Source organism: Caballeronia sp. KNU42, from assembly GCF_053760385.1.
The window spans coordinates 2871373-2894902 of sequence record NZ_CM132388.1 but is presented as its reverse complement, the minus strand read 5'-3'; the positions used below and the strand labels follow the sequence as shown (position 1 = coordinate 2894902).

Here is a 23530-nt window from a genome sequence, read left to right as displayed (position 1 = left end):
GGTTTGGGAGCCCCGCTTGCGTTCTGCGCTGCGGGGCTTTTTTTTACGTACTACGCGCTGAAATCCTCTTCCCAGTATTCATTCTCCCGACGCGCGTCGCTACCTCGTGCTTCTTCAGTTTTCCTTAGTTCTACGCGACGAATCTTGCCTGAGATCGTCTTCGGCAATTCGTAAAACTCGATGCGTCGAATGCGCTTGTACGCGGCCAGTTTCTGCGCGGCGAACTTGAGGATTTCACCTGCGGTTTCCTTTGTCGGTTCATAGCCCTTGCGCAACGCGACGAACGCTTTCGGCACCGATAACCGCAGCGGATCCGGACTCGGCACAATGGCCGCTTCGCCCACTGCGGGATGCTCGATCAGCACGCTTTCCAGCTCGAACGGACTGATACGGTAATCCGCTGCCTTGAAGACATCGTCGGCGCGGCCTACGTAGGTGAAGTAACCGTCGTCGTCGATCGAGGCCACATCGCCCGTACGATAATGACCGCTGCGCATGGCGTCCTGCGTCTTAGCCGGATCGTCCACGTAACCGTCCATCAAACCCAGCGGCTTGGGGTCGAGGATCAGCGCGAGTTCACCTTCCTTCGCGGGGTTATCGTCCTGATCGAGCAGCGTGATGCGGTAGCCGGGGAGTGGCCTGCCCATCGATCCCGGCTTCATTGGTTGGCCCGGTGAATTTGCGATCTCCGCCGTGGTTTCGGTCTGGCCGAAACCATCGCGTAACGTGAGGTTCCAGGCCTTTTTCACGCGCTCGATAATCTCAGGATTCAACGGCTCGCCCGCGCCCACGACTTCACGCAAGTGCACCTTATACGCCGATAAATCTTCCTGGATCATCATGCGCCAGACGGTCGGCGGCGCGCACAGCGTGGTGATCTGGTGTTCGACGAGCGCCTCCAGCGTAGCCTTTGCGCTGAAGCGCGACGTGTTGTGGATGAACACGGTCGCGCCCGCGTTCCACGGGGCGAAAACGCAACTCCACGCGTGTTTTGCCCACCCGGGCGAGCTGATGTTGAGATGGACATCCCCGGGCTTCAAACCGATCCAGTACATCGTCGATAGATGCCCCACCGGATAACTCTGATGGCTGTGCAGCACGAGCTTCGGACGACTCGTTGTGCCGCTCGTGAAATAGAGCAGCAGCGGATCGGTTGCGAGGGTCCTGCCTTCGGGCTCGAACGACGGGCTTTCGTTGAACGCATCGGCGAAGTTCAGCCAGCCTTCGGGCAATGCGGCGCTCTGCGGGATCGCTACGGCAATGCGGGTTTTGTCTTTATCGATGGCATCGAACTTCGCGGTTTCGCTCGATGCCACGATCACATGCTTCACTTCACCGCGCGCCATGCGGTCGGCTATGTCGGCGGGCGTCAGCAACATGGTCGCCGGAATGGTGACGGCGCCGAGTTTCATAGCGGCGAGCATGGTTTCCCAGAGCGCCGGCTGGTTCGGCAGCATCAGCAGGATACGGTCGCCTCGCTGGACGCCTTGCTGCTTCAACCAGTTTGCCAACTGATTCGATCTCGCCGATAGCTCCGCAAACGAGAGCTTCGTTTCGTCGCCGTTCTCCTCGACTATCCACAGCGCCGGCGCAAGATTGCTGCGTGCGTATTCATCGAACCAGTCGAGCGCCCAGTTGAACTCTGTCAGTTCGGGCCACGCGAAGTCTTTGTACGCGGTGTCGTAGTCGTCGCGATGACGTAGCAGAAAGTCTCTTGCCTGCAGGAATGCTTGCGATGCCATGGTCTTGCGTCTCCTGGGTTTTGTTCGTTTATGCGTGAGCCTTGAATGGGCTCTTTCGCTCGCGGGTTCTTGTAAAACCCGCGTGTGCACCTTGGTTCGTGGCTGCAGTTTACTTCTGCCGCAACTTCTCCCCTTGCTGCCTCACCTGGTCCAACGTTGCCGCCGGGGTGCTCGCATCTTGCGGAATCCTGATTTCTATCACCGATGGCAATCCCGTTTTCACCGCCCGCTCGAATGCGGGCATGAATTGGGCGGTCGATTCGACGAGTTCGCCATGCGCTCCAAATGCGCGCGCGTAGGCCGCGAAGTCGGGGTTCGTCAACGCCGTGCCATGTACGCGGTTCGGATAGTGGCGTTCCTGATGCATACGGATCGTGCCGTATTGCTGGTTGTTCACCACCACGAAAATCACCGCGAGCCGGTACTGCATTGCCGTAGCCAGTTCCTGGCTCGACATCATGAAACATCCATCGCCTGCAAATGCCACCACGACCCGATCTGGATACAGCGACTTCGCCGCGATCGCTGCGGGTACGCCATAACCCATCGCGCCGCTTGTCGGTGCAACCTGCGACCGGAAATGCCGATACGCATAGTGCCGATGCAACCAGGTCGCGTAATTCCCGGCCCCATTCGTCACGATGGCATCAGCGGGAAGGTGTTCGCTGAGTTGCTCCATGATCTCGCCAAGCTGGACATCGCCGAGCATGGGACGCGGCTTGCGCCATGCGAGATAGGCGTCATGCGCTTCTTCAATGGCGCCGCTCCATGGAATGGCTGCGGGCGGTTTGAGCGCCACCAACGCCGCGACCATCTCTGGCATGCCCGAAACAATCGGCAGATCGGCTGAATACACGCGTCCCAGTTCTTCCGCGCCCTGGTGCACGTGGATCAGCGTTTGTTTCGTCTTGGGGATATCGAGCAATGTGTAGCCGCCGGTTGTCGACTCGCCCATGCGCGGGCCTAACACCAGCAGCAAGTCGGCATCGCGAATGCGGGCGGCGAGGGCGGGATTGATCCCGAGGCCGACATCGCCGGCGTAGTTCGGGTGGTTGTTGTCCAGCGTGTCCTGAAAGCGGAATGCGCAGCCGACGGGCAACTGCCACGCCTCTACGAAACGCGCGAAATCTTCCGTGGCTTCGGCCGTCCAGCCGCTACCGCCAGCGATCACAAAAGGTTTCTTCGATGCCGCGAGCATCGCGTTCAACCGTGCAATCTGCGCGGGCGCCGGCGAGGCCGCCACACGTTGATAACGCGGTGCGCCCGGCACGGCTTCGCATGCGTCGCTGAGCACGTCTTCCGGCAACGCGAGCACGACCGGGCCTGGCCGGCCAGAGGTTGCAATGTGAAATGCATGGCTCAGATATTCGGGGATACGGCGCGGATCATCGATTTGCGCGACCCACTTCGCCATTTGCCCGAACATGCGCCGGTAGTCGATTTCTTGGAACGCCTCGCGGTCCATGTGTTCGCGTGCGCACTGGCCGATGAGCAGGATCATCGGCGTGGAATCCTGGAATGCCGTGTGGACGCCGATCGATGCGTGCGTCGCGCCCGGGCCGCGCGTAACAAGCGCCACGCCGGGGCGGCCAGTCAGTTTGCCTACCGCTTCGGCCATGTTTGCCGCTGCCGCTTCGTGGCGGCAAACGATGGTCTGGATGCGGCTGGTTTCATCGCGGAGGGAATCCAGGATGGCGAGGAAGCTTTCGCCGGGAACGCAGAAGACGCGTTCGACGCCGTGAGTGAGCAGTGCATCGACGACCAGGCGTGCGCCCGTGGTCGGGACGGAGTTGGAGGACGGGACAGCAGATGTCATGCGATGAAATCTCCCAGAAGGTTTCGCGCCAGCCGCAATGGGCAGGGGATTTCATAGCTTACGCTCGCGCGGGGCGGGGGCGCTAGGGAGGGGTTTTGCTGGGTGGCGTAGAGCAAACCAGCGCCACTATCGAATCGCGACTGGCCGTACGTGCTGCTGCTCCTTAGTGATGAGCCTGCTAGAGCTCAACGGTAGTGCGTTAGCCGATTGGCTAGTTACGCCGTTGCGCACGAATCGGTACCTTGCTGATTAGCGGACAAATCGAGAAATGACGAAAATTATGTATAGCACTAAGTGCTATACTTCACGAAGAAAGACAAGGTGAGAAATGCGGGTTTTTAAGACTAAGTGGTTTGCGCGCTGGGCCAATAAGGAGGGCGTGGCCGATGCGGCGCTGCTAGCTGCTGTCGAGGAAATGGGCCGGGGTCTGATTGATGCGAATTTGGGCGGCCACGTGTTCAAGAAACGAGTCGGTATCGACGGACGGGGCAAGCGCGGTGGTTTGCGCACGCTTCTGGCGTTTCGGATAGGTGAGCGGGCCTTCTTCGTTTTCGGGTTTGCAAAGAACGAGCGGGCCAATGTGAGCGACAAGGGGCTGGTTGCATTAAAGCTGCTCGGGTCGCAGTTGTTGGGCTATGACGCGCGCACGCTTTCTCAAGCTCTGCGTACGGGCGAGTTACATGAGGTACAAAGCGATGAGTGACAAACTGTTGAAGGCGCTGCACGAAACGGCGCAGGGGCTACACCGGGCTGGAACGATGGACGCAGTGACGTTGCGGGAGTTCGATGCGCTCTGCTTGCCGCCGATCAAGGACTATAGCGCGGCGCAGATCAAGCGGCTGCGCCAGCGCAGCAAGGCAAGTCAGGCGGTGTTTGCGGCGTGCCTGAACACCAGCGCATCGACCGTGCAGAAATGGGAACAGGGCCAGAAGCGCCCGAATGGCCCGTCGCTGAAATTGCTCGATCTGGTTGACCGTAAAGGCTTGGAAGCGATGTTTTAAGGCCTCCGAAGGAGATCATTTCAACCTCAGCACTCGACAATATTCACCGCCAACCCACCCCGCGACGTTTCCTTGTATTTGGTCTTCATATCGGCGCCGGTTTGCATCATCGTCTTGATGACGGAATCGAGCGATACGTAATGACTGCCATCGCCTCGCATTGCCATGCGCGCGGCATTCACCGCTTTCATCGAACCCATCGCATTACGTTCGATGCACGGGATCTGCACCATCCCGCCAACCGGATCGCAAGTCAGCCCGAGGTTATGTTCCATCCCGATCTCGGCAGCGTTCTCAACCTGCGCCGGCGTCCCGCCCATGACCGCCGCCAACCCTGCCGCCGCCATCGAACACGCGACGCCCACTTCTCCCTGACACCCAACCTCGGCGCCCGATATAGAAGCGTTCATCTTGTACAAAATCCCGATCGCCGCCGCCGTCAGCAAAAAGTCGATCACGCCCTGTGCATTCGATCCCGGTAAGAACCGGTCGTAGTAATGCAGCACCGCTGGAATTATCCCCGCCGCGCCGTTGGTCGGCGCCGTCACCACGCGCCCGCCCACCGCGTTTTCCTCGTTCACCGCAATGGCATACAAATTGATCCAGTCGATCATGGAAAGCGGATCGCGCAACGCCTGTTCGGGTTTGTCGACCAGCGCTCGATACAACACCGGCGCGCGCCGTTTAACCTGAAACGGACCGGGCAGGCAGCCATCGGCGTCGGGGTTATCAATACCGCAACCGCGCTTCACGCACGACTGCATCACTTCCCAAATGCGCAGCAAGCCCGAACGGATCTCGTCTTCGCTACGCCACGTACGCTCGTTGTCCCACATCAATTGCGCCACGGATTTGCCCGTTTCACGGCACAACGCCAGCAATTCATCGCCGGAGTGGAACGCGTACGGCAACTGTTCTATTGCGGTCAACACCTTCACATTCGATGCCCCCGCCGTCACCACAAAACCGCCGCCCACCGAGAGATAGGTCGAGTCGCGCAATGACACACCGTTGGCATCGAAGGCGTGGAGTTTCATGCCGTTCGGATGCTCAGCCAGCGCCTGCCGCAGAAACACGATGTGTTCCTTCAGCACAAACGGAATCTCGTGACGCCCCAACAGCGGCAGCTTTTTCGTCGCGCGCACGGTCTCGAGACGCGTGCTGATCGTCCCCGCATCGACCGTATCCGGGGCGTCGCCCATCAAGCCGAGCATGACGCCGCGATCCGTACCGTGACCTTTGCCGGTCGCGCCGAGCGAGCCGTACAACTCGCATTTCACCGTAGCCGTGGCGTCCAGCAGACCATCGCGTTCGAGCCCTTGCACGAACATCAGGGCGGCGCGCATCGGCCCGACCGTATGCGAACTCGACGGACCGATGCCGATTTTGAAAAGATCGAAAACGCTGACTGCCATGACTGCTCCTGCAAAGGTCGTGCTAAAAAATCAGCGCGCCGGCAACGGCAAACAAACCGCGAGCCAGGCCGGCGGCGTGGGCGCCAGGCGCAGCGCAATGGGCGTGTAGCGCCCGTCGAGCCGCGCCGATAGGTGAAACAATTCGGCCGCGTGCTTCGGCTCCCACGTGCCCGAATAACCGGGCAGACCGGCCTCGCGGCGGGTGGCATCGAAGGGCACGCTCGAATGAACAAATTCCTCGTGGGTGCGCGTGCCGAGTGCGTACGGCGTGAGCCAGTTCAACGCGGCGGCGAGCGTCGCGCCCGACGGCGCACGCTCGCTCAGCCAATTGCGGTTATGACGGCGCGCAGCCAGCGCGGCCGTCACAAGCGGCTGCAGATCGTAAGTGACGTAATGCAGCGCATCGCGCTCGCCGAAATCGACCGTCGAGCCGTCCGGCGCAATGTTGTCTCCAATATGCTCCACATACAGACGCTGCGCCGCGTTAATCAGCTTGCGGTCATCAATCGTGAACGCGCCCATAGAAATCAACTTGATCCGGTGACTCTGCCAGTTGTTGCGATACGTGCCCGTCAGCGGCCGCTTTTGCTTGTCGATATCCGCGATATACCCCGTCACCATCTTCGTGATGAACGCGTTCGCCGCATTGCGCGTTTTCACCGGCAATGCACTCGCGGTCAGGTCATACGCGAGGATCAGCGACTCGAAATTCGTTTCATCGATAGGATTGAAACTCGGCTGATACGTCGTGACCCATGCGAATAAAAACCGGTCGACGAGACGCAAATACGCTTCGTTGCCGGTCGCGCGCCACGCCAGCGCGGCGTCGCGCATCAATCCCAGATCCTTCTCCGCTTCTTCGCTTTCGTCACGAATACCCTGGTGCGGCAACGTGCCTTCCGTATGCAGCGTCGCCCGCGCTTTCGGCTGGTCGTTCAGCCGCGACTGCACCATTTGCACCAGTGCTTTCACGCCCGGATCGGCGTTCGTGCGCTCACTGTTCTGCATCGCGGGCGCGGCGCAAAAATTCATTGCGGCAAACGCGCTCTGCGTAGTCAAAGCCGTTGCTGCAAGGGCCGCGATCATCGCCGGAACACGCCACGCTTTACTCACCACTCGCACCTGTCGCGCCATGCAAAACTCCCTGATTGGCTTGGTTCGGGAGAGATGGTATCTGGTGTTGCGTGACTCCGGCAAAACTGTCCGGCTCTGAGAAGAAGCCGGACAGTTGAAACCCATGCTTATTCGCTGCTTATTCGTCGTACTCGGACAACGGAATGCACGAACAGAACAGGTTGCGGTCGCCGTAGGCGTTGTCGGCGCGGCCGACCGGCGGCCAGTACTTGCGCGCGATCAACGACGTCAGCGGATACGCCGCCGTTTCACGCGAGTAGGCGTGGCTCCAGCCATCGGCGACAACAACCGCTGCCGTGTGCGGCGCGTTCTTCAGCGGATTGTCTTCGCGATCCGACTTGCCTTCTTCCACCGCGCGAATTTCATCGCGAATGGCGATCATTGCGTCGATAAACCGATCCAGCTCCTCTTTCGATTCGGACTCCGTCGGCTCGACCATCAGCGTGCCCGGCACCGGGAAGCTCATGGTCGGCGCATGGAAACCGTAGTCGATCAGGCGCTTGGCGACATCATCGACCGAAATGCCGCTGGTTTCTTTCAACGGCCGCAGATCGAGAATGCACTCGTGCGCGACCAGGCCGCCCGCGCCGCTGTACAGAACGGGGTAATGCGGCGCGAGCCGGTTCGCCACATAGTTCGCCGCGAGAATCGCGCTTTCGGTGGCGTTGGTCAGGCCTTGCGCGCCCATCATCGCGATGTACATCCACGAGATCGGCAGGATGGCGGCCGAGCCATAAGGCGCCGACGATACAGCGCCAATCCCGGCTGCATCGCGCTGGTAGCCAGTCGAATGCTGGTTCGGCAGGAACTTGGCGAGATGTGCTCCGACCGCGACCGGACCCACGCCTGGTCCGCCGCCGCCATGCGGAATGCAGAAGGTTTTATGCAGGTTCAGGTGCGAGACATCGCCGCCGAACTGACCCGGTGCGGTCAGGCCGACCATCGCGTTCATGTTCGCGCCATCGACGTAAACCTGGCCGCCATGCGCATGCACGATCTCGCAGATTTCGCGCACGTTCACTTCGAACACGCCATGCGTGGACGGATACGTGATCATGATCGCGGCGAGTTTGTCGGCGTGCTTTTCGGCCTTCGCCTTCAAGTCGGCGATATCGACGTTGCCCTGTTCATCGCACGCAACGACCACGACCTGCATGCCGCCCATTTGCGCCGATGCCGGGTTCGTGCCATGCGCCGACGATGGAATCAAACAGATGTTCCGATGCCCTTCGCCACGCGATTCGTGATACGCGTGGATGATGAGCAAGCCGGCGTATTCGCCTTGCGAACCGGCGTTCGGTTGCAGCGATACAGCCGCGTATCCGGTGCAAGCCACCAGCATTTGCTCGAGCTGATCGATCATCGTGCGATAACCGACCGTCTGCTCACCCGGTGCAAACGGATGGATCTGCGCGAATTCGGGCCACGTCACGGGCAACATTTCTGACGTTGCGTTCAGCTTCATCGTGCAGGAACCGAGCGGGATCATCGTGCGATCGAGTGCGAGATCTTTGTCCGCCAGACTGCGCAGGTAGCGCAGCATTTCATGCTCGGAATGATGACGGTTGAACACCGGATGCGTGAGGTAGGCGCTCGTGCGTTCCAGTGCTTTCGGCAGCGAGACTTTTGCGTCGGCATCGAGTGCGTCGATATCGAATGTTTCCGTCTTGCCCGCCACTTCCGCGAACAACGCGAAGAGCTTCAGGAGGTCGTCGCGCGTGGTGGTTTCATCGACGGAAACGCCTACGTGCGTTGCATCGATGTGACGCAGGTTCACATGCACCGCCGAGGCCGCCTGATGCAGCGCCGTGGTATTCGTGCCGCTGACGATGGTGACGGTATCGAAGAAGGTTTCGTTTGCGAGCGTGTAGCCGAGTTTGCACGCGCCGGCAGCGAAAATCGACGCCACGCGATTCACGCGCAACGCGATGGTTTTCAAACCCTGCGGCCCGTGATATACGGCGTACATGCTGGCCATGATCGCGAGCAAAGCTTGCGCCGTACATACATTCGATGTCGCCTTTTCGCGGCGAATATGTTGCTCGCGGGTTTGCAGCGCGAGACGCAGCGCGTGCTTGCCTTGGGCATCGACAGTTACGCCAACCAAGCGCCCCGGCATTTGCCGCTTGAAGTCATCGCGTACGGCCATGTACGCAGCGTGCGGACCGCCGAAACCGACCGGTACGCCAAAACGCTGCGTATTACCGATAGCCACATCAGCGCCCCATTCGCCCGGCGGCGTGAGCAGCGTGAGCGCGAGCAGATCGGCGGCGGCGATCACAAAACCACCGGCCGCATGAACAGCTTGAGTCAACGCGCGATAGTCATGAACATCGCCATTCGCGCCGGGGTATTGCAGCAGCACGCCGAAAGCGTTGGCGGTGGCGGCATCGGCGGCAGGGCCGACTTTCACTTCAATCCCCGCCGGTTTTGCACGCGTTCGCACGACTTCGATGGTCTGCGGCAGCACGTCGTCGGCGACATAAAACAGGTTCGATTTCGGCTTGCCCGCGCGTTGCAGCAGCGTCATGGCCTCGGCGGCGGCGGTGGCTTCATCGAGCAATGAAGCGTTCGAAATCGCCAGACCCGTGAGGTCGATAATCATCTGCTGGAAGTTGAGCAACGCTTCCAGGCGGCCTTGCGAAATCTCCGGCTGATACGGCGTGTAAGCCGTGTACCACGCCGGGTTTTCAAGCACGTTACGCAGGATCACGGCAGGCGTATGCGTGCCGTAATAACCCTGCCCAATGTAGTTCCTGAACACCAGGTTCTGATCCGCGAGCTTCCTCAGCGATGCCAGCGCTTCCGCTTCGCTTTTCGGCTGCGTGAACGCGCCGAGCGGCAGCGTTTCTTTACGCCGGATGGCTTCGGGAATCACCGCGTCGATGAACGCCGCGCGCGATGCGAAACCGAGCGCTTCGAGCATGGCGTGCTGGTCGGCCGCATCCGGGCCAATGTGCCGCTGGGCGAACGCATCGTGGCATTCGAGCGCGGCGAGAGACAAGGATGAGCGGTTCATCAGACGGTCCGGGTGTTCGAGCTTCATGAGAATTCCTGCTGGTGCGGCCTGGTTCGCTATTGCGCTTAAGCACGCCGCACGGTCGTTGAAAAGTATTACTCGCCGATCGCGTTGCCGTATGCAGCGGCATCGATTAGCCGATCCGTCTTGGCGTCGGCGGCGGGCTTGATCTTGAAGAGCCAGCTTTCGTACGGCGTGCCGTTGACCTGATCCGGCGTGCCGGTCAGCGCATCGTTCGCGCCGACGATTTCGCCGGCCACGGGCGCGTAGATATCAGAGGCTGCTTTCACCGATTCGATCACCGCGATGGCGTCGCCGGCGGCAACGGTCTTACCGACCGGCGGCAATTCGATGAACACGACATCGCCGAGTGCTTCCTGTGCGTGATCCGTAATACCGATGGTCAGGGTGCCGTCGGATTCGGTGCGTACCCATTCGTGCGATTCGGTGTATTTGAGTTCGGCCGGGATGCTCATGCGGATGCTCCAGTTGTCATTGAGGGTGGACGTGCGTGGCTTTTTCGGCCGATGTTTGCAGGCGGATTAAAGCGCCGCCAACACCTTGCCGTTGCGCACGAAAGGCAGTTTTACCACGCTTGCCGGCAGTTGTTTGTCGCGGATCACGACGTGCACTTTGTCGCCCGGCTTCACGCTCGCCGGCACCCGGGCGAACGCGATGGATTCCTGCATCGACGGCGAGAAAGTGCCGCTCGTGATCTCGCCTTCGCCGTCGGCCGTGACGACTTTCTGGTGAGCACGAAGCACGCCACCGGCGCGGCCGTTTTCCTTCTGCAGAATCAAGCCGACAAAGCGCGCCTTCGATCCATTCTTTTCCAGCGCGGCGCGGCCGACGAATGCGCGATCCGGGTTGGTAAGGTCGACGGTCCACGCGAGGCCTGCGTCGAGCGGCGAAACCGTGTCGTCCATGTCCTGACCGTACAGGTTCATGCCTGCTTCGAGACGCAGCGTGTCGCGTGCGCCGAGACCGGCCGGCTTCACGCCTTGCGCGATCAGCGCGTTCCAGAACGATACGACCTGCGTCGCAGGAACAATGATTTCGAAACCGTCTTCGCCCGTGTAGCCGGTCCGCGCGAGCGTGACGTCGCCGAATGAGCTGGCCGGGAATTGCACGGCGTTGAAGGGTTTGATTTCCGCCGTGGCGACGCGGGTTTCCGGCAGCACTTGCCAGACTTTTTCGCGTGCGTTCGGACCTTGCACGGCGACGATCGAGAAATCGCGGCGCGGCGTGATGGTCAATCCGAAACCGCCTTCGGCATTCAGATGGCCGAACCACGCGATGTCCTTCTCCGCGGTGCCAGCGTTCACTACAACGCGGTAGTTGTCATCGGCGAAGTAATAGACGATCAGGTCATCGATCACGCCGCCTTCCGGGTTCAGCAGGCACGAATACAGCGCCTTGCCTGGAACGGTGAGCTTGTCGACGCTGTTGGCGATCGCGTACTTGAAGAAGTCGCGGGCTTTATCGCCAGTGAAATCGACGACGCGCATATGCGACACGTCGAACATGCCGGCGTCGGTGCGCACCGCGTGGTGTTCGTCGATCTGCGAACCGTAATTGACGGGCATGTCCCAGCCGCCGAAATCGACCATGCGTGCGTTGAGCGCAAGGTGAGTGGCGTGCAAGGGCGTGTGTTGAAGATCAGACATGGAGCGGGCCTCGGGCGTGCGCGAAAACAAAAAAAGGCCATGCGTCGAAGCCGCTCGGGATTTCGGCTTTTTGGTTGCATGGATAACGTCAATGCGACCTGCAAAGCCCAAACCGCGCAGCGATTCGGTACATGACCCCTCTGTCCTCGGTACCTGAGAGATTGCACGCTGTTCGCCGATGATCTGACTTACAACGCGCGCCCCTTCGGTGGGCATCTGGCTGGTGCTTCCTGATCAGCCGATGCCGCTCTCCAGAGTTCGACTTTCCGTTTTTGGCGCCCGATAAAAGGCGCGATTCATAAACGGAACGTCGACGCGGCCGGTCCTTTTGCCTGAGAGTTTGTGGGTGTGCCCCTTCGGCGGCGCTTGCCTTGTTTCCAAGTCGTTCTCGATGCGAACAACCGACAGCAAGCGCTCTCTCCCGACGCGTGCGGCGAATTTACGCGACCGAATTCAGCTTGTCAAACGGCGAGGGGCTTTAATCCTTCGCCAGCCCGGGATTCACGCGCCTGCCGATATCGCGCAAACGTGCGAGCTGATCGACCATATACGGCGCTTCGTCGAGACTGCTGACAAAGGTCCAGAGATACGTCATCACGGCGTACACATGCCCGGCCTTCACCGCCGGCGCCAGCGCCAATTGACTGATGGCAATCACAAACAGCACGGCCGCCACAGACCCGACGAAGAGAAACGCCGCGGCTTCGCGGTTGGACAGGTGAATCCGGAGCTTGGACAGCACGCGATAGTGCCGCTTCAACGTAACCGTCCCCACTTTCGCGACCAGGCCGATTTCCTTCTCCAGCCGGTCATTCAGGCGCTGATGCAAGCCCTGATTGCGCCGTGCGAAGCGCGGCAACAAGGCTATGCACAGCAGCAATCCCCCCAGGCTGGCGACGCCGATCCACGGTTCGATTGCCAGCAGCATTGCAACCGCGCCCACGATGGAAACAAACGCGGTCACCATGGTCGGCACGTGTTTCTCGAAGAAGTCGACAAACTCGCGAGCCAGCACCACGCGCGCCGCGGCCGTCGACGTACTTTGGTTTTGCAGCCGCTGGTTGAGAATCACCGGCACCGCCAGATCGGCGTAGATCCGCGTGAAGGTGCGCGTATCCACGGCCCGGCGCGCAGCGCCGACCGCCCAGAACGCCAAAACGATCACCGCGTAGAACAACGCGTGATGAGCGTCGCCGCGCATGATCGAGTCGACGGCGAAGCCAGCGAATAACGGATACGCGAGCAACAACGCGTTCTCGAGCGCGACGAGTGACAGCGTGCAGAACAGCTTGCCCGGATACGCCCGGGCAATGGCTTTCAGCGTGGACGTGGCGGACTGCTGAGCGAGTTTTTCGCTCTCAACTATCCGGATTTCTGGTGTGACGAATGACATGACCGTGCCTTAAGTAAAATCACAGCTATAATTTGAGCGACTGCTCAAATTATACTTGAGCAGTCGCTCAAAATGCAAGTTCAGTCAATCCATCAACGCTTGAAGAAAGGAATCGAACATGTCGCGGTCGTCCCCCGAACGCAAAGGTCAGATCATTGCGGCCGCTCTTGAATTGTTCCGCGAGAAGGGTTTCGCCGATGTTTCCACGCGCGATCTCGCCGAGCACGCGGGGTTATCGCGCAGTCACATCTATCACTACTTTGGCGACTGGAACGAGTTGCGCCGCGAGGCGTTCGTGCATTTCGCCGATGAGCAGCTTGAAGAAGCCTGCGCGCGCCTGATCGATAAACCGCCGGTCGACGCGTTGCTTGGTTTTATCCGCGAGTGCCTGCCGGAAAGTAAAAGTGATGGTTGGGGACTGTGGCTCGACGCCTGGGACGAAGCCATGCACGACGCAGAACTCGCGCAGGCTTATTTAAGCGAGATCAGTCGCTGGCAAGGTTTGCTGCGCGGAATTATCGAAAAGGGTGTGGAGGCGCAGGTGTTCCGATGCGCATCGCCGGAGCGTGCGGCTCGGCAGATCTTTGCGCTGGCCATGGGTTACGCCGATGATCTGTTGCTGCAGCCGTCGATTGAGGCTTTTGAAGCGGCGTTGGGGGAGGTCGTGGAAGTAGCAGAGATGGTGCTTGGCTTCGAGCTTAGCGCTCTCAAACAATGAACCGGACGACACGTGCGTAGCGAGCCCGTCGTCCGGCACATAAAAATGCTTACTGAATCGCCCGTTGCAACCCGTCCAGCTCGCCGTTCAGCGTGTGCTGTTCTTCACCCGACAAACCGCCGCCATGCTGGGAGGCCATGTCGCGCGATTCCTGACGCACTAGATCCAGCCGATGATGGAACGCATCGCCTTGTGGCGGCGGGTAAAAGCCCTGGCTCACGCGCTGATCGACATGATGCCAAAGCGAGTTGATGCGCCCGTTGACCTGATCCATCCGATGCACCGCTTCCATATGCGGATCGGGGCGCGCCGGTGCTGCCTGGACGACATCGACCTGCCGCGTCGGCTCGACGACACACGCCGCCAGCGATCCCGCCAGCGCCACGCCAATCAGCACTCGGGTAATACCTGCTTTTAGCGTCAGCATTGAAATTCTCCTCGTTTGGTTTTTAGGATAAGACGATAAGACGACTGGAGAAGAACGGTCCGCGCACCGCGCCGGCTGACGCCGGGGCGGTGCGCAAATGTAACGCTGTGTGTTTGAAAGTCTTGCGTGGGGCGTTTGTTATCGCCGCTTTGTCAGAGCGGCACGAAATCCAGGCGGCGACCTTCTGCGTTACTGCGGATGGCGATGTCGATGATGGTCATGACATCGACGGCATCTTGCGACGTCACCGGGAATGGTTTGCCCTCAAGCACCGATGCCGCCAGCGCTCGATAAAACTCCACATAGGCGCCGTCACGCGTGGCAAATTCCTGGCGCAGGTCGTGATCGCCATCGACTTCGCGAAGCAGGCCGGGCGGGTTGTGGCCGAATTCGGGATTGCCGGGGCGCAAACCGGCTTTGAGCTGGTCTTCCTGCACATCGAGACCCGTTTTCACATAGCTGCCGCGGGTGCCGTGAATGGCGAAGCGCGGCGGTTCCAGCGCGGCCAAGGCGGTTGCGTGCAGCACGATTTCCTTGTCTTCATAGCCGAGCAATAGATGAACGTAATCCGGCGCGCTCGCGTGATCGCGGTGCGCGTTGACGCTGGCGAAAATGGTTTTTGGCCGGCCAAACAGAGCCAACGCCTGATCGATGAGATGCGGTCCGAGATCGAACAACAAGCCACCGCCGCGTGACGCTTCCTCGCGCCAGCGCTGCGGCACTTTCGGCCGGAAGCGATCGAAATGCGATTCATAGTGCGTCACGCGCCCAAGCCGGCCGCTTTCGATCAACGCGCGCACTGTCATGAAATCGCCATCCCAGCGACGATTGTGGAACGGCGCGAACAGCAATCCGCGCGTTTGGGACAAATCGGCGAGGGTTTTTGCATCGGCGCCGGAGAGGGTGACGGGCTTGTCGACCACCACGCTCTTGCCCGCTTCCAGCGCTTTTTTGGCGAGATCGAAATGGGTGTCGTTCGGTGTGGCGATGACGATGCAATCGAGTTCATCGAGGGCGAGCAGCGCGTCGAAATCTTCGACGATCGTCGCGTTCGGGTAATCAGCCTGCGCGCGCTCGGGCTTGCCGGTGGCAATGGCGAACACCGAGGCGCGGCCGCAATGGTCTATTACCGGCGCGTGAAAAATTTCGCCGGCAAAGCCATAGCCCATCAGGCCTACTTTTAGAAGTGCTGTCATGCGGGCATCCTGTTGGTTGGCGATGCCAGTATTGTGGCACGGGCCTGAAATGGCGGATCGGGTTGAAACGGGGCTGGAACTTCGCGCGGTGCTTGAGCACGGGCTGCCGAAAGGGCCAGAACCATCGCTTTCGGGCGATGGTTTCTTCCGTGTTAACATCGCGCTCTCGAAATTGCGCCCGCTTGCGAGGGGCGCAATTTTGCTCACCTTCTTGCTCACCATCGCGTACTTCCGGCAGCCGAAACGTCCGCCCGATTTACGCATCTCAAAGTGTCCGAACGATGTCCGCAGCAGGTATGAACGCCGCGCAATCCGAAGCGGTGCGCTATCTCGATGGCCCATGTCTTGTGCTTGCCGGCGCCGGCAGCGGCAAGACACGCGTGATCACCCAGAAGATTGCCCATCTGATCGAAGGCAAGGGCTTCGAGCCGAAGCACATTGCCGCGCTGACCTTCACGAACAAGGCCGCGCTCGAAATGCGCGAGCGCACGGCCAAGCTGCTCGAAGGGAAGACGCTCACCACGCCCGGCAAGGAAGGCCGCCGGGTGCCGGTGAACCAGTTGACCATCTCCACATTCCACTCGCTTGGCGTGCAGATCATGCGGCAGGAAGCGGAGCATGTCGGGCTGAAACCGCAGTTTTCGATCATGGATTCCAGCGATTGTTTCGGCCTCGTCCAGGAACAGCTCGGAACAACCGACAAAGGCCTGATCCGCAAGGTCCAGTCGATTATCTCGCTGTGGAAAAACGGCATGATGTCGCCGGATCAGGCGTCGGCGAGCGCGTCGAACGAGGACGAGATGCAGGCGGCCATTGTGTTTCGAAGCTATGTGGCGACGCTGCACGCTTACCAGGCGCTCGATTTCGACGATCTGATCCTGAAGCCCGCACAGCTTTTTGCGGAGAACGAGCAGGTTCGCGAAAAGTGGCAGAACCGGCTGCGTTATTTGCTGATCGATGAATATCAGGACACGAACACCTGCCAGTACGAACTGCTGAAGCTGCTGGCCGGTCCGCGTGCGGCGTTTACGGCCGTGGGCGATGACGACCAGGCCATTTACGGCTGGCGCGGCGCAACGCTGGAAAACCTTGCGCAGTTGGGAAAGGACTTTCCGAAGCTGCATGTGGTGAAGTTGGAGCAGAACTATCGGTCGACCGTGCGCATCCTGACGGCCGCCAACAACGTGATTGCGAACAATCCAAAGCTCTTCGAGAAGAAGCTGTGGTCCGAACACGGCATGGGCGATTCGATCACCGTGACGGCTTGTAACGACGAAGAGCACGAAGCGGAATCGGTGGTGTTCAGGCTGTCGGCGCATAAGTTCGAGCGGCGCGCGGCGTTTCGCGATTACGCCATTTTGTATCGTGGGAATTTTCAGGCGCGGATCTTCGAACAGGTGCTGCGGCGGGAGCGGATTCCGTACGTGCTGTCAGGCGGCCAGTCATTCTTCGATAAAGCCGAGATCAAGGACATCGTCGCTTATTTGCGGCTGATCGCGAATCCCGACGACGATCCTGCGTTTATCCGCGCGATCACCACGCCGCGGCGGGGCGTTGGCAATACCACGCTCGAGGCGCTGGGATCGTTCGCGGGGCAGGCGAAGGTGTCGCTGTTCGAGGCCGTTTTCATGGGCGGCATTGAAGCGCGATTGTCGGCGCGGCAGGTCGAGCCGTTGCGCGCGTTTTGCGAATGGATGCAGCGCTTGGCCGATCGGGCGGGGCGTGATCCGGCCACCCAGGTGCTCGATGACATGATGGAGGCGATCCATTACGAGGCCTATCTCTACGATGCTCACGACGAACGTCAGGCGCAATCGAAGTGGCAGAACGTACTGGAATTCTGCGAGTGGCTGAAGAAAAAGGGCACGAAGCCGGAGGCGGAGCCGTCGGAAGATTCGGAGGCCACGGGCTACGACAACGCCGATGGTTTCGGCGATGAAGGCAAGAACCTGCTTGGGCTGATCCAGACCGTTGCGCTGATGTCGATGCTCGAAGGCAAGGATGAAAACCCCGATGCCGTGCGGCTGACGACGGTGCATGCGTCAAAGGGGCTTGAGTATCCGCACGTATTTTTGGTCGGCGTGGAGGAGGGGATCATGCCGCACCGTGGCAATCCCGATGCCGACGCGGACGCGCCGGTCGACACTGGCCGGATAGAAGAAGAGCGGCGGCTGATGTATGTCGCGATCACGCGGGCGCAGCGCAGCCTTCATGTGAACTGGTGCAAGAAGCGCAAGCGGGCGCGCGAGACAGTGGTGTGCGAAGCGTCGCGGTTTATCCCGGAAATGCTTCTCGACGATGCCCCGCCACCGACGGAAGAGGAAGCGCCGATGTCGCCGAAGGACCGGATGGCGCGGCTGAAAGAGTTGCTGCAAAAGCCGGCTTGATTGTTGGTCGCTCGGCGGCTCAATTGAAAAACCCTGCGTTTTGCGCAGGGTTTTTTGTTGGCGTCGCGTGATGGATAGCGGCTATTTGGCGGCTGCGACCATGTAATCGACGGCGGCTTTCACGTCGGCATCGGATGCATTCGATCCACCCTTGGGCGGCATCGCGCCCTTGCCGTGCAGCGCGTAGTTGTAGACGGTGTCGATCGGTTCTTTCAGGCGCGGGGCCCAGGCGTCCTTGTCGCCAAATTTCGGCGCGTTGAGCACGCCGGCTGCGTGACAGGCCTGGCAGACCTGCGTGTAGAGCGTCTTGCCAGCCTGCGATGCGTCCGCGCTTTCTGTGCCTGCCGCCGCGCCCGAGCTTGCTTGAGGCACGTTCGCCAGCGCTGCGACTGCGGCGGCGGCCTGGGCGTTGTCGGTCGAGGCCGCGCCTGCTGCCGCTCCGCTCGCCGGTGCTGCCGCCGGTGCCGATGCGCCCGCTGGCGCGCCTGGCGCCGGTTGCGCGGGTTCGGCGAATTTTGCCCCTGCGTCGTTAGCCATATAGACGACTGCCCGGGCGATTTCGAAGTCGCTATAGTCGTCGGGGCTGGTGCCGCCGCGTGCGGGCATGCCGCCTTTGCCGTTGAGCGCGTTGTGGAGCAGGGTGTCGTAGCCTTCCGCAATGCGGGGCGCCCAGTCGCCGGCGTTGCCGAACTTGGGTGCGCCCGCTACGCCGGCCGTGTGGCAGGTCGTGCAGACGGCCTTGAAGACTTCTTCGCCGGATTTGTAGACGTGGGGGGTGTTGGCGTCGCGTATATCGACCTGCGCAACGGGGGAGATGCGGGCGCCCACGGCTGCTTCGGAGAGGGAATCGGTGCCGGCGCCGGTGCGCGTCGTGTTATTGACGTAGACGGCCAGCAGGATGATCACGACGATCGGGACGGCGAACCCGGCGACTATTGCCGCAATGAGTTGGCCAGGCGTTTTGATCGGGACTCCGTGGGGTGCTTCACTCATGCTCGTCTCGTCTCCCTTTTATTTGTGAGTCGGTTCAGCAACAGCCTGACAGCAACAACGACTTTCCGGGGCGTTCGTGATCGTTTTCACCAGCACGGTCGATTATAGACGGAACGTTTACGTGGCGGCGCGCCCGCAGAGGCCAGTAACCGCGCGTGTTAACCCGAATTTCGGTGCTGTTGGCGGGGGTGTTTGACGGTCGGGTGATCGGTTGGCTTAGTCCTTGCGGTGGACGGATCGGCGGAAAACAGGTATTGTTTCGGACTCGCAGCGGGCCTGCCTCCATTGTTTTGTATATGGAACGCGGTGCCCTCGGTCATACGCGCCCGTAGCTCAATGGATAGAGTACTGCCCTCCGAAGGCAGGGGTTGCTGGTTCGATCCCAGCCGGGCGCACCAATCTCCGTAACGATCTAGAGTGATAGTCCTCGGTCGGATCGGAAATGTCGGCGCCCGCGCAGGTTCTCGAGAGCGCGCCGGCTTTGCGAAAAACACGGTGTCCGGCAGACCGTTAAAGTGCGCGTCACACGTAAGCAAATCCGCACCCTGCTGCCGTGCTGTCGCGTAGACGATCGCATCGGCCGTCGCAAGTTTGTGTTCCCGATGCAGTTCGGCTGCCACTAATGCGATGGCCGTGTCCAACGGTACTACCCTGCATTTCTGCGTGTATGCAACGACTTGGTCGGCTTGTTCTTCACCAACCTCGCGCACTAGTCATTTCGACAATTCGAGCTGTACGATCGTCGGCACGATACAGCGAGACTTGTCCGGAAATTCCTTAATCAGCTTCTTGCCTAACGTACCGTCGACCAACTACTCGATCCGGGCCGAGCTATTGGCACGCGCATTGATGTCGCCATTAATACCGGTCCTCGCGGTCACGATAGTCGTCGTTCCTTGCACCCTTCGCGATGCCGACCAGTTGCTCCAATTCGGGTACGGGGATGAGCAGCACGCCTTTGCCCTTTAGAATGAACATGAACTCTTGTCCGACCTCCCAATGCTGTTCTTCGCGAACTGCTTTGGGAATGCAGATCTGAAATTTGCTGGAGAGCGTAGCAGTGGCGGGCATTGCCTTACCTTCTATAGATCGATATGAACTTGGTGAGGATGCATCTGTTCCCGCGCCATGCCAAGATGGACAGAACGGCAGGCCATCTTGATTCTTGGGCCTGCGCCCACATTTGGTGATGTTGATAAACGAGCATAGGCGGGCCGACAAGCATGACCGAACCTGAACTTACCGAGCACGACAGCGCGCGTGCCGACTTGCTCTGCTTCCTAGTCGCGATTGCGGCGGCGTCGTACGCCCTGCATCAAGAATGGCGCGTGGACCATGTCGTTGAATGTTGCCGTCGATGGCTGAAGAAGAACCAGATGAAGATGCACTGGCTCGATCGGGTCCGCATGGGCCAACTTGCCTTGAAGATCGCCAGTAAAGACTTGCTGGAGGCCGGAGTCGCGGTTCGGCTGTCAAGCGTGCAGGCACTCTTCACCGATGAAATGGAGCTCAACGGTTCGAGCACAATGGTGCAGAGGATGATGGCGCTTTGCCACGATGCACTCTGACAACGTCGAGCATTAGATTGCAGGACGTAATCATGGACGTTCGCCCATCAGCGACATCAATAGGGCAACGATACAAACGCGTTCCTGCCACGCGCCCATCGCATTTGAACCGCATCTAAAACGGCGCCTAAACCACTGCAAGTTGCGATGCAACCAGCAGCGCCGTCATCTCCGAACGCGTGCGACGTCGCGACCAGACGACAACCGCGCCTCGCCCGGTCTTGACCTCAAGCCGCCGTATTAACAAACATCCCCGTGGCGCCCGACGCACCTTGCTGCTGAAGGTTGCTAGCAAGACTCTGCAGGAACGTCTGCAACTGAGTATTCGCACTGCTCGACGAGCTTCCGGACGTCGAGCCCAACGCCGACAGCAGATTCTGAAAATCCGATGTCAAACCACTGACGCTGCTCGAATCGGACGATGAACTGGTTGAGCCGGTGGTTGACGTAGTGCTACTTGAGTTGGACGTCAACGAATCAGCCAGCGCGGAGATTTGGGACGCAAGATCACCGCCGCCACCGCCCCCATGCCGATGATGCCCGTGCGAATGAGCCGGCGCTGCGCCAGTGGGCGAAGTGGGCGCGGTTGTCGCGGCCGTGGTGGTCGCCGCGTTCGCAGTTGAAGCAGCACTGGCCGCGTCGGTAGCCGAAACAGCGCTAGTGGCGGTGTCGCTGGTGCTCGTCGATGTCGGGACCGAGCTTCCCTGCTGCCCAGCCGTCTGGAACAACGAGCCGAGAAACTGTTGCAGAGCTGCGGCTACCGAGGTCGCCGACGGCGCCGAAGCGCTGGAAGTTGAATCGGTCGAGGCCGTCGAAGCGGCGCTCGAACTGGCCGAAGACGTGTCGCTCGATGACGTCAATCCAAGTTGCGACAACGCTGCGGAAATAGCCTGCAGCAGCGGGTTTGTGCCGCCGCTACTGCTGGTCGATGAGGTTGACGAAGAATCGGCACTATCGCCGTTTTGTTGGTTTGCCCGCGAGCGATGAACCGCGCGCGGCTCGGCGCTAGCAGCCGATCCTGTCAGTGCTGAAATGGACATGCATTGCTCCGAGTGATTGGTGTGAATTCTTGTTGGAACGACCGATGAGTGCAGTAGCCGCTACCGTCGTTAACGGCCTTGTATTAGAGATCTTTTGCGAATCCGCTCGGGCGCTTATTACGCGATATTTCTGAGACGTGATAAGGCGCAGCGCGAATCCATCCTCCGTGTTGCTTGCCCTCCCGACGATATTGTCGGCTCCTCGTAGCCATGCAAGTCGACACAGAAATGTCCGATATTTCCATCAAAAAGCAATTTAGTGTCTGAAATATCGGACATAAAGAAAATAATCTGATAACTCAAAAACGCATTTCTGTCCGATACTTTTGACACAATAATGATTAACGCATAAAATATCGGACATGCCGCGCACATTCCAACGTCCATTTCCGTCCGTAGAAAGACAGATTCGAGCCCTCGCGGAGCGATTGAAGCTCGCCCGCATGAGGCGCGGGATGTCGACATCCCTTTTTGCGGAGCGCTTGGGCGTATCCCGCGATACGCTCAGTCGTCTCGAAAAGGGCGACGGAAACATTGCGATAAGCACCTACATGCGCGCGCTTCGCATCCTTGGACTCGATGCCGATATGGACGCTGTTGCGCGGGACGACGAGCTTGGCCGCAAGCTGCAAGATTTGAATCTGCCATCACGTATCTCGCCAGGCAAAAGGACACGCGCGAAGAAACCCGCTGTGTTGTCGGAGCAACCGGCATCGGAAACGCCGCCCGAGGAATCGTAATGAGCACCAGAAAAACGCGAGCGCCCTTCGAGGTATTTTTGGACAGCTCGGAGCTAGGCGGTCTGGAGCAGATTGGCACGCTCTATCGGCAAGCCGAACGTACCGGTTTGCCCGCGCCGTTCGCCTACGCGCAATCGTGGTTGGACGGTGGCAAAGCGTTCATGCTGGACCCGCGTCTGGAGCTTTATCCCGAGGAGCAATATCCTCCGGACAAGTCCGTTGCTTTCGGGATCTTCATGGATTCCGCTCCTGACCGATGGGGACGCGTATTGATGGAGCGCCGCGAAGCCGTTCAGGCCGACAAGGAAGACCGGCCGATGCGCAATCTGCAGGAAATCGACTTCCTGCTAGGCGTCCACGATTTGACGCGCGTCGGGGCTTTGCGCTTTCGGGACGGGCAGAAGGTATTCCAGGACAACAGTGCTAACGCAGCGCCGCCTGTAACTGACCTGGGGACGCTGGCTAACATTGCGATGCGCATTGAAGACGTTGGCATTGAGAAATTGCCGGAATACGAACAATGGCTGGCAATGCTGATTGCACCGGGCACATCGCTGGGCGGCGCACGGCCGAAGGCGAACTTTACCAACTTGGGCAGCGAATTATGGATTGCCAAGTTCCCGGCCAAAGACGACCGATACGACGTCGGGGCGTGGGAATACTTGGTTCATGGTCTAGCGAGAGATGCAGGTATCTGGGTTCCCAAATCGGAGTTGAAGTATGTGGGTACCGGCTATGGAACCTTTTGTGTCGAGCGTTTTGACCGGAGCGATGGTAGCCGGCGGATGTACGCATCCGCCATGACCGTGCTGGAGCGTCAGGACGGAGACACGAGCGCAGGGTATCCCGATCTCGCAGAATTTCTTTCCGACAGCGGTGCGCAAGGGCATATAGGCGGCGATCTGGAGCAATTGTACCGACGGCTCGTATTCAACGTACTGGTAGGTAATCGCGACGACCATTTGCGCAATCACGGATTTATACGCGAGGCTACCGGTTGGCGGCTGTCTCCGGCATTCGATATCAACCCGAATGCGAGCAAGCTGGAGCACGCGTTGAGCTTGGATGGGAACAGCGCGGTACCGGACATAGACGCTGTGCTGGACACGGCCGCGTTCTACCGGCTCACCGACCCGGAAGCCAAAGAGATCGCCGCTGACATCCGCAAGGTTGTCGCCAGGTGGCGTGAAGAGGCAACACGGTTGAAACTGTCGCGCCAGGAAGTTCAACGGATGGAGTCGGTGTTTCTGGACGCGGGAGACCAGCGCGCCTGA

At 60.0% G+C, this 23530-nt stretch carries 20 protein-coding genes, 1 tRNA gene, 1 pseudogene and 2 riboswitches; of the genes and pseudogenes, 9 read left to right on the top strand and 13 right to left on the bottom strand.

The genetic code is table 11. The features are described 5' to 3' along the window. Nucleotides 1-50: 50 nt before the first annotated feature. Together ACSOSP_RS13020 and ACSOSP_RS13015 are read right to left on the bottom strand one after the other, a co-directional pair. Nucleotides 51-1742, bottom strand: a complete 1692-nt coding sequence (locus ACSOSP_RS13020; RefSeq protein ID WP_455307219.1) for an AMP-binding protein — start codon at nt 1740-1742, stop codon at nt 51-53. Nucleotides 1743-1851: 109 nt separating this feature from the next. Further along, nucleotides 1852-3558: a thiamine pyrophosphate-binding protein gene (locus tag ACSOSP_RS13015; protein ID WP_455307217.1), complete on the bottom strand. Its 1707-nt coding sequence runs from the start codon at nt 3556-3558 to the stop codon at nt 1852-1854. A 328-nt stretch (nt 3559-3886) separates the two neighbouring features. Here ACSOSP_RS13015 and ACSOSP_RS13010 point away from each other — a divergent pair, with 328 nt between their 5' ends. Together ACSOSP_RS13010 and ACSOSP_RS13005 are read left to right on the top strand one after the other, a co-directional pair. Then, nucleotides 3887-4261 (top strand): type II toxin-antitoxin system RelE/ParE family toxin, encoded by a 375-nt coding sequence (locus ACSOSP_RS13010; protein ID WP_455307215.1) that lies wholly within the window; start codon nt 3887-3889, stop codon nt 4259-4261. Further along, nucleotides 4254-4559 carry a helix-turn-helix domain-containing protein gene (locus ACSOSP_RS13005; RefSeq protein WP_455307213.1) on the top strand — a complete coding sequence of 102 codons (306 nt, stop codon included), beginning with the start codon at nt 4254-4256 and terminating at the stop codon, nt 4557-4559. Before ACSOSP_RS13010 ends, ACSOSP_RS13005 begins: the two co-directional genes overlap by 8 nt. A 26-nt stretch (nt 4560-4585) precedes the next feature. On the opposite strand, the gene ACSOSP_RS13000 is transcribed toward ACSOSP_RS13005, so the two are convergent. The 6 genes from ACSOSP_RS13000 to ACSOSP_RS12975 all read right to left on the bottom strand — a co-directional run bounded on the left by ACSOSP_RS13000 (nt 4586) and on the right by ACSOSP_RS12975 (nt 13187). After that, complete coding sequence (locus ACSOSP_RS13000) at nt 4586-5974, bottom strand: L-serine ammonia-lyase (protein WP_455307211.1); 1389 nt, start codon at nt 5972-5974, stop codon at nt 4586-4588. Nucleotides 5975-6004: 30 nt separating this feature from the next. Continuing rightward, complete coding sequence (locus ACSOSP_RS12995; RefSeq protein ID WP_455307209.1) at nt 6005-7108, bottom strand: alginate lyase family protein; 1104 nt, start codon at nt 7106-7108, stop codon at nt 6005-6007. 118 nt (nt 7109-7226) lie between these two features. Continuing rightward, complete coding sequence (gene gcvP, locus ACSOSP_RS12990; protein ID WP_455307208.1) at nt 7227-10154, bottom strand: aminomethyl-transferring glycine dehydrogenase; 2928 nt, start codon at nt 10152-10154, stop codon at nt 7227-7229. Nucleotides 10155-10222: 68 nt separating this feature from the next. Continuing rightward, a complete protein-coding gene (gene gcvH, locus ACSOSP_RS12985) occupies nt 10223-10603 on the bottom strand; it encodes a glycine cleavage system protein GcvH (RefSeq protein WP_455307206.1) in 381 nt (126 codons plus the stop codon). A gap of 66 nt (nt 10604-10669) precedes the next feature. Next, nucleotides 10670-11794: a glycine cleavage system aminomethyltransferase GcvT gene (gene gcvT, locus ACSOSP_RS12980; protein WP_455307204.1), complete on the bottom strand. Its 1125-nt coding sequence runs from the start codon at nt 11792-11794 to the stop codon at nt 10670-10672. A gap of 130 nt (nt 11795-11924) precedes the next feature. Further along, nucleotides 11925-12059, bottom strand: a riboswitch (glycine riboswitch). Nucleotides 12060-12104: 45 nt separating this feature from the next. Continuing rightward, nucleotides 12105-12228: riboswitch (glycine riboswitch) on the bottom strand. A gap of 44 nt (nt 12229-12272) precedes the next feature. Then, entirely contained in the window at nt 12273-13187 is a 915-nt protein-coding gene (locus tag ACSOSP_RS12975; RefSeq protein WP_455307202.1) for an ABC transporter six-transmembrane domain-containing protein, read from the bottom strand. Between the two features lie 118 nt (nt 13188-13305). On the opposite strand from ACSOSP_RS12975, the gene ACSOSP_RS12970 reads away from it, so the two are divergent. Next, complete coding sequence (locus ACSOSP_RS12970; RefSeq protein WP_455307200.1) at nt 13306-13905, top strand: TetR/AcrR family transcriptional regulator; 600 nt, start codon at nt 13306-13308, stop codon at nt 13903-13905. A gap of 49 nt (nt 13906-13954) precedes the next feature. On the opposite strand, the gene ACSOSP_RS12965 is transcribed toward ACSOSP_RS12970, so the two are convergent. Continuing rightward, entirely contained in the window at nt 13955-14332 is a 378-nt protein-coding gene (locus tag ACSOSP_RS12965; protein ID WP_455307198.1) for a hypothetical protein, read from the bottom strand. Between the two features lie 152 nt (nt 14333-14484). After that, on the bottom strand, nt 14485-15528 hold the full coding sequence (locus ACSOSP_RS12960) for an oxidoreductase (RefSeq protein WP_455307196.1): 1044 nt from the start codon (nt 15526-15528) through the stop codon (nt 14485-14487). 281 nt (nt 15529-15809) lie between these two features. Here ACSOSP_RS12960 and ACSOSP_RS12955 point away from each other — a divergent pair, with 281 nt between their 5' ends. Beyond that, on the top strand, nt 15810-17915 hold the full coding sequence (locus ACSOSP_RS12955) for a UvrD-helicase domain-containing protein (protein ID WP_455307195.1): 2106 nt from the start codon (nt 15810-15812) through the stop codon (nt 17913-17915). 81 nt (nt 17916-17996) lie between these two features. Here the strand turns inward: ACSOSP_RS12955 and ACSOSP_RS12950 are convergent, their stop codons facing one another. Then, nucleotides 17997-18908, bottom strand: a complete 912-nt coding sequence (locus ACSOSP_RS12950; RefSeq protein ID WP_455307193.1) for a c-type cytochrome — start codon at nt 18906-18908, stop codon at nt 17997-17999. A gap of 322 nt (nt 18909-19230) precedes the next feature. Here ACSOSP_RS12950 and ACSOSP_RS12945 point away from each other — a divergent pair. Further along, nucleotides 19231-19306: transfer RNA gene (locus ACSOSP_RS12945), tRNA-Arg, on the top strand. A gap of 123 nt (nt 19307-19429) precedes the next feature. Here ACSOSP_RS12945 and ACSOSP_RS12940 read toward each other — a convergent pair. Together ACSOSP_RS12940 and ACSOSP_RS12935 are read right to left on the bottom strand one after the other, a co-directional pair. After that, nucleotides 19430-19618, bottom strand: a pseudogene (locus tag ACSOSP_RS12940) (PIN domain-containing protein); the annotation flags it as partial. A gap of 148 nt (nt 19619-19766) precedes the next feature. Continuing rightward, nucleotides 19767-19979 (bottom strand): AbrB/MazE/SpoVT family DNA-binding domain-containing protein, encoded by a 213-nt coding sequence (locus tag ACSOSP_RS12935; protein ID WP_455307191.1) that lies wholly within the window; start codon nt 19977-19979, stop codon nt 19767-19769. Between the two features lie 152 nt (nt 19980-20131). Here ACSOSP_RS12935 and ACSOSP_RS12930 point away from each other — a divergent pair, with 152 nt between their 5' ends. The 4 genes from ACSOSP_RS12930 to ACSOSP_RS12915 all read left to right on the top strand — a co-directional run bounded on the left by ACSOSP_RS12930 (nt 20132) and on the right by ACSOSP_RS12915 (nt 23530). Beyond that, the gene (locus ACSOSP_RS12930) at nt 20132-20476 is read left to right on the top strand and encodes a hypothetical protein (RefSeq protein WP_455307189.1); all 345 of its coding nucleotides are present in this window, start codon (nt 20132-20134) and stop codon (nt 20474-20476) included. A 567-nt stretch (nt 20477-21043) separates the two neighbouring features. Beyond that, nucleotides 21044-21463: a hypothetical protein gene (locus ACSOSP_RS12925; RefSeq protein WP_455307187.1), complete on the top strand. Its 420-nt coding sequence runs from the start codon at nt 21044-21046 to the stop codon at nt 21461-21463. Between the two features lie 415 nt (nt 21464-21878). After that, nucleotides 21879-22256: a helix-turn-helix transcriptional regulator gene (locus ACSOSP_RS12920; protein WP_455307185.1), complete on the top strand. Its 378-nt coding sequence runs from the start codon at nt 21879-21881 to the stop codon at nt 22254-22256. Then, entirely contained in the window at nt 22256-23530 is a 1275-nt protein-coding gene (locus tag ACSOSP_RS12915) for a type II toxin-antitoxin system HipA family toxin (RefSeq protein WP_455307183.1), read from the top strand. Before ACSOSP_RS12920 ends, ACSOSP_RS12915 begins: the two co-directional genes overlap by 1 nt.

Bases quoted from the DNA above. Each gene is read 5' to 3' on its own strand.
- gcvT (WP_455307204.1), bottom strand. From the start codon at position 11,794: ATGTCTGATCTTCAACACACGCCCTTGCACGCCACTCACCTTGCGCTC.
- ACSOSP_RS13015 (WP_455307217.1), bottom strand. From the start codon at position 3,558: ATGACATCTGCTGTCCCGTCCTCCAACTCCGTCCCGACCACGGGCGCA.
- ACSOSP_RS13010 (WP_455307215.1), top strand. From the start codon at position 3,887: ATGCGGGTTTTTAAGACTAAGTGGTTTGCGCGCTGGGCCAATAAGGAG.
- ACSOSP_RS12915 (WP_455307183.1), top strand. From the start codon at position 22,256: ATGAGCACCAGAAAAACGCGAGCGCCCTTCGAGGTATTTTTGGACAGC.
- ACSOSP_RS12995 (WP_455307209.1), bottom strand. From the start codon at position 7,108: ATGGCGCGACAGGTGCGAGTGGTGAGTAAAGCGTGGCGTGTTCCGGCG.
- ACSOSP_RS13020 (WP_455307219.1), bottom strand. From the start codon at position 1,742: ATGGCATCGCAAGCATTCCTGCAGGCAAGAGACTTTCTGCTACGTCAT.
- ACSOSP_RS12955 (WP_455307195.1), top strand. From the start codon at position 15,810: ATGTCCGCAGCAGGTATGAACGCCGCGCAATCCGAAGCGGTGCGCTAT.
- ACSOSP_RS12975 (WP_455307202.1), bottom strand. From the start codon at position 13,187: ATGTCATTCGTCACACCAGAAATCCGGATAGTTGAGAGCGAAAAACTC.
- ACSOSP_RS12920 (WP_455307185.1), top strand. From the start codon at position 21,879: ATGCCGCGCACATTCCAACGTCCATTTCCGTCCGTAGAAAGACAGATT.
- ACSOSP_RS13000 (WP_455307211.1), bottom strand. From the start codon at position 5,974: ATGGCAGTCAGCGTTTTCGATCTTTTCAAAATCGGCATCGGTCCGTCG.
- ACSOSP_RS13005 (WP_455307213.1), top strand. From the start codon at position 4,254: ATGAGTGACAAACTGTTGAAGGCGCTGCACGAAACGGCGCAGGGGCTA.
- ACSOSP_RS12960 (WP_455307196.1), bottom strand. From the start codon at position 15,528: ATGACAGCACTTCTAAAAGTAGGCCTGATGGGCTATGGCTTTGCCGGC.
- ACSOSP_RS12950 (WP_455307193.1), bottom strand. From the start codon at position 18,908: ATGAGTGAAGCACCCCACGGAGTCCCGATCAAAACGCCTGGCCAACTC.
- gcvP (WP_455307208.1), bottom strand. From the start codon at position 10,154: ATGAAGCTCGAACACCCGGACCGTCTGATGAACCGCTCATCCTTGTCT.
- gcvH (WP_455307206.1), bottom strand. From the start codon at position 10,603: ATGAGCATCCCGGCCGAACTCAAATACACCGAATCGCACGAATGGGTA.
- ACSOSP_RS12970 (WP_455307200.1), top strand. From the start codon at position 13,306: ATGTCGCGGTCGTCCCCCGAACGCAAAGGTCAGATCATTGCGGCCGCT.
- ACSOSP_RS12965 (WP_455307198.1), bottom strand. From the start codon at position 14,332: ATGCTGACGCTAAAAGCAGGTATTACCCGAGTGCTGATTGGCGTGGCG.
- ACSOSP_RS12930 (WP_455307189.1), top strand. From the start codon at position 20,132: ATGACCGAACCTGAACTTACCGAGCACGACAGCGCGCGTGCCGACTTG.
- ACSOSP_RS12935 (WP_455307191.1), bottom strand. From the start codon at position 19,979: ATGCCCGCCACTGCTACGCTCTCCAGCAAATTTCAGATCTGCATTCCC.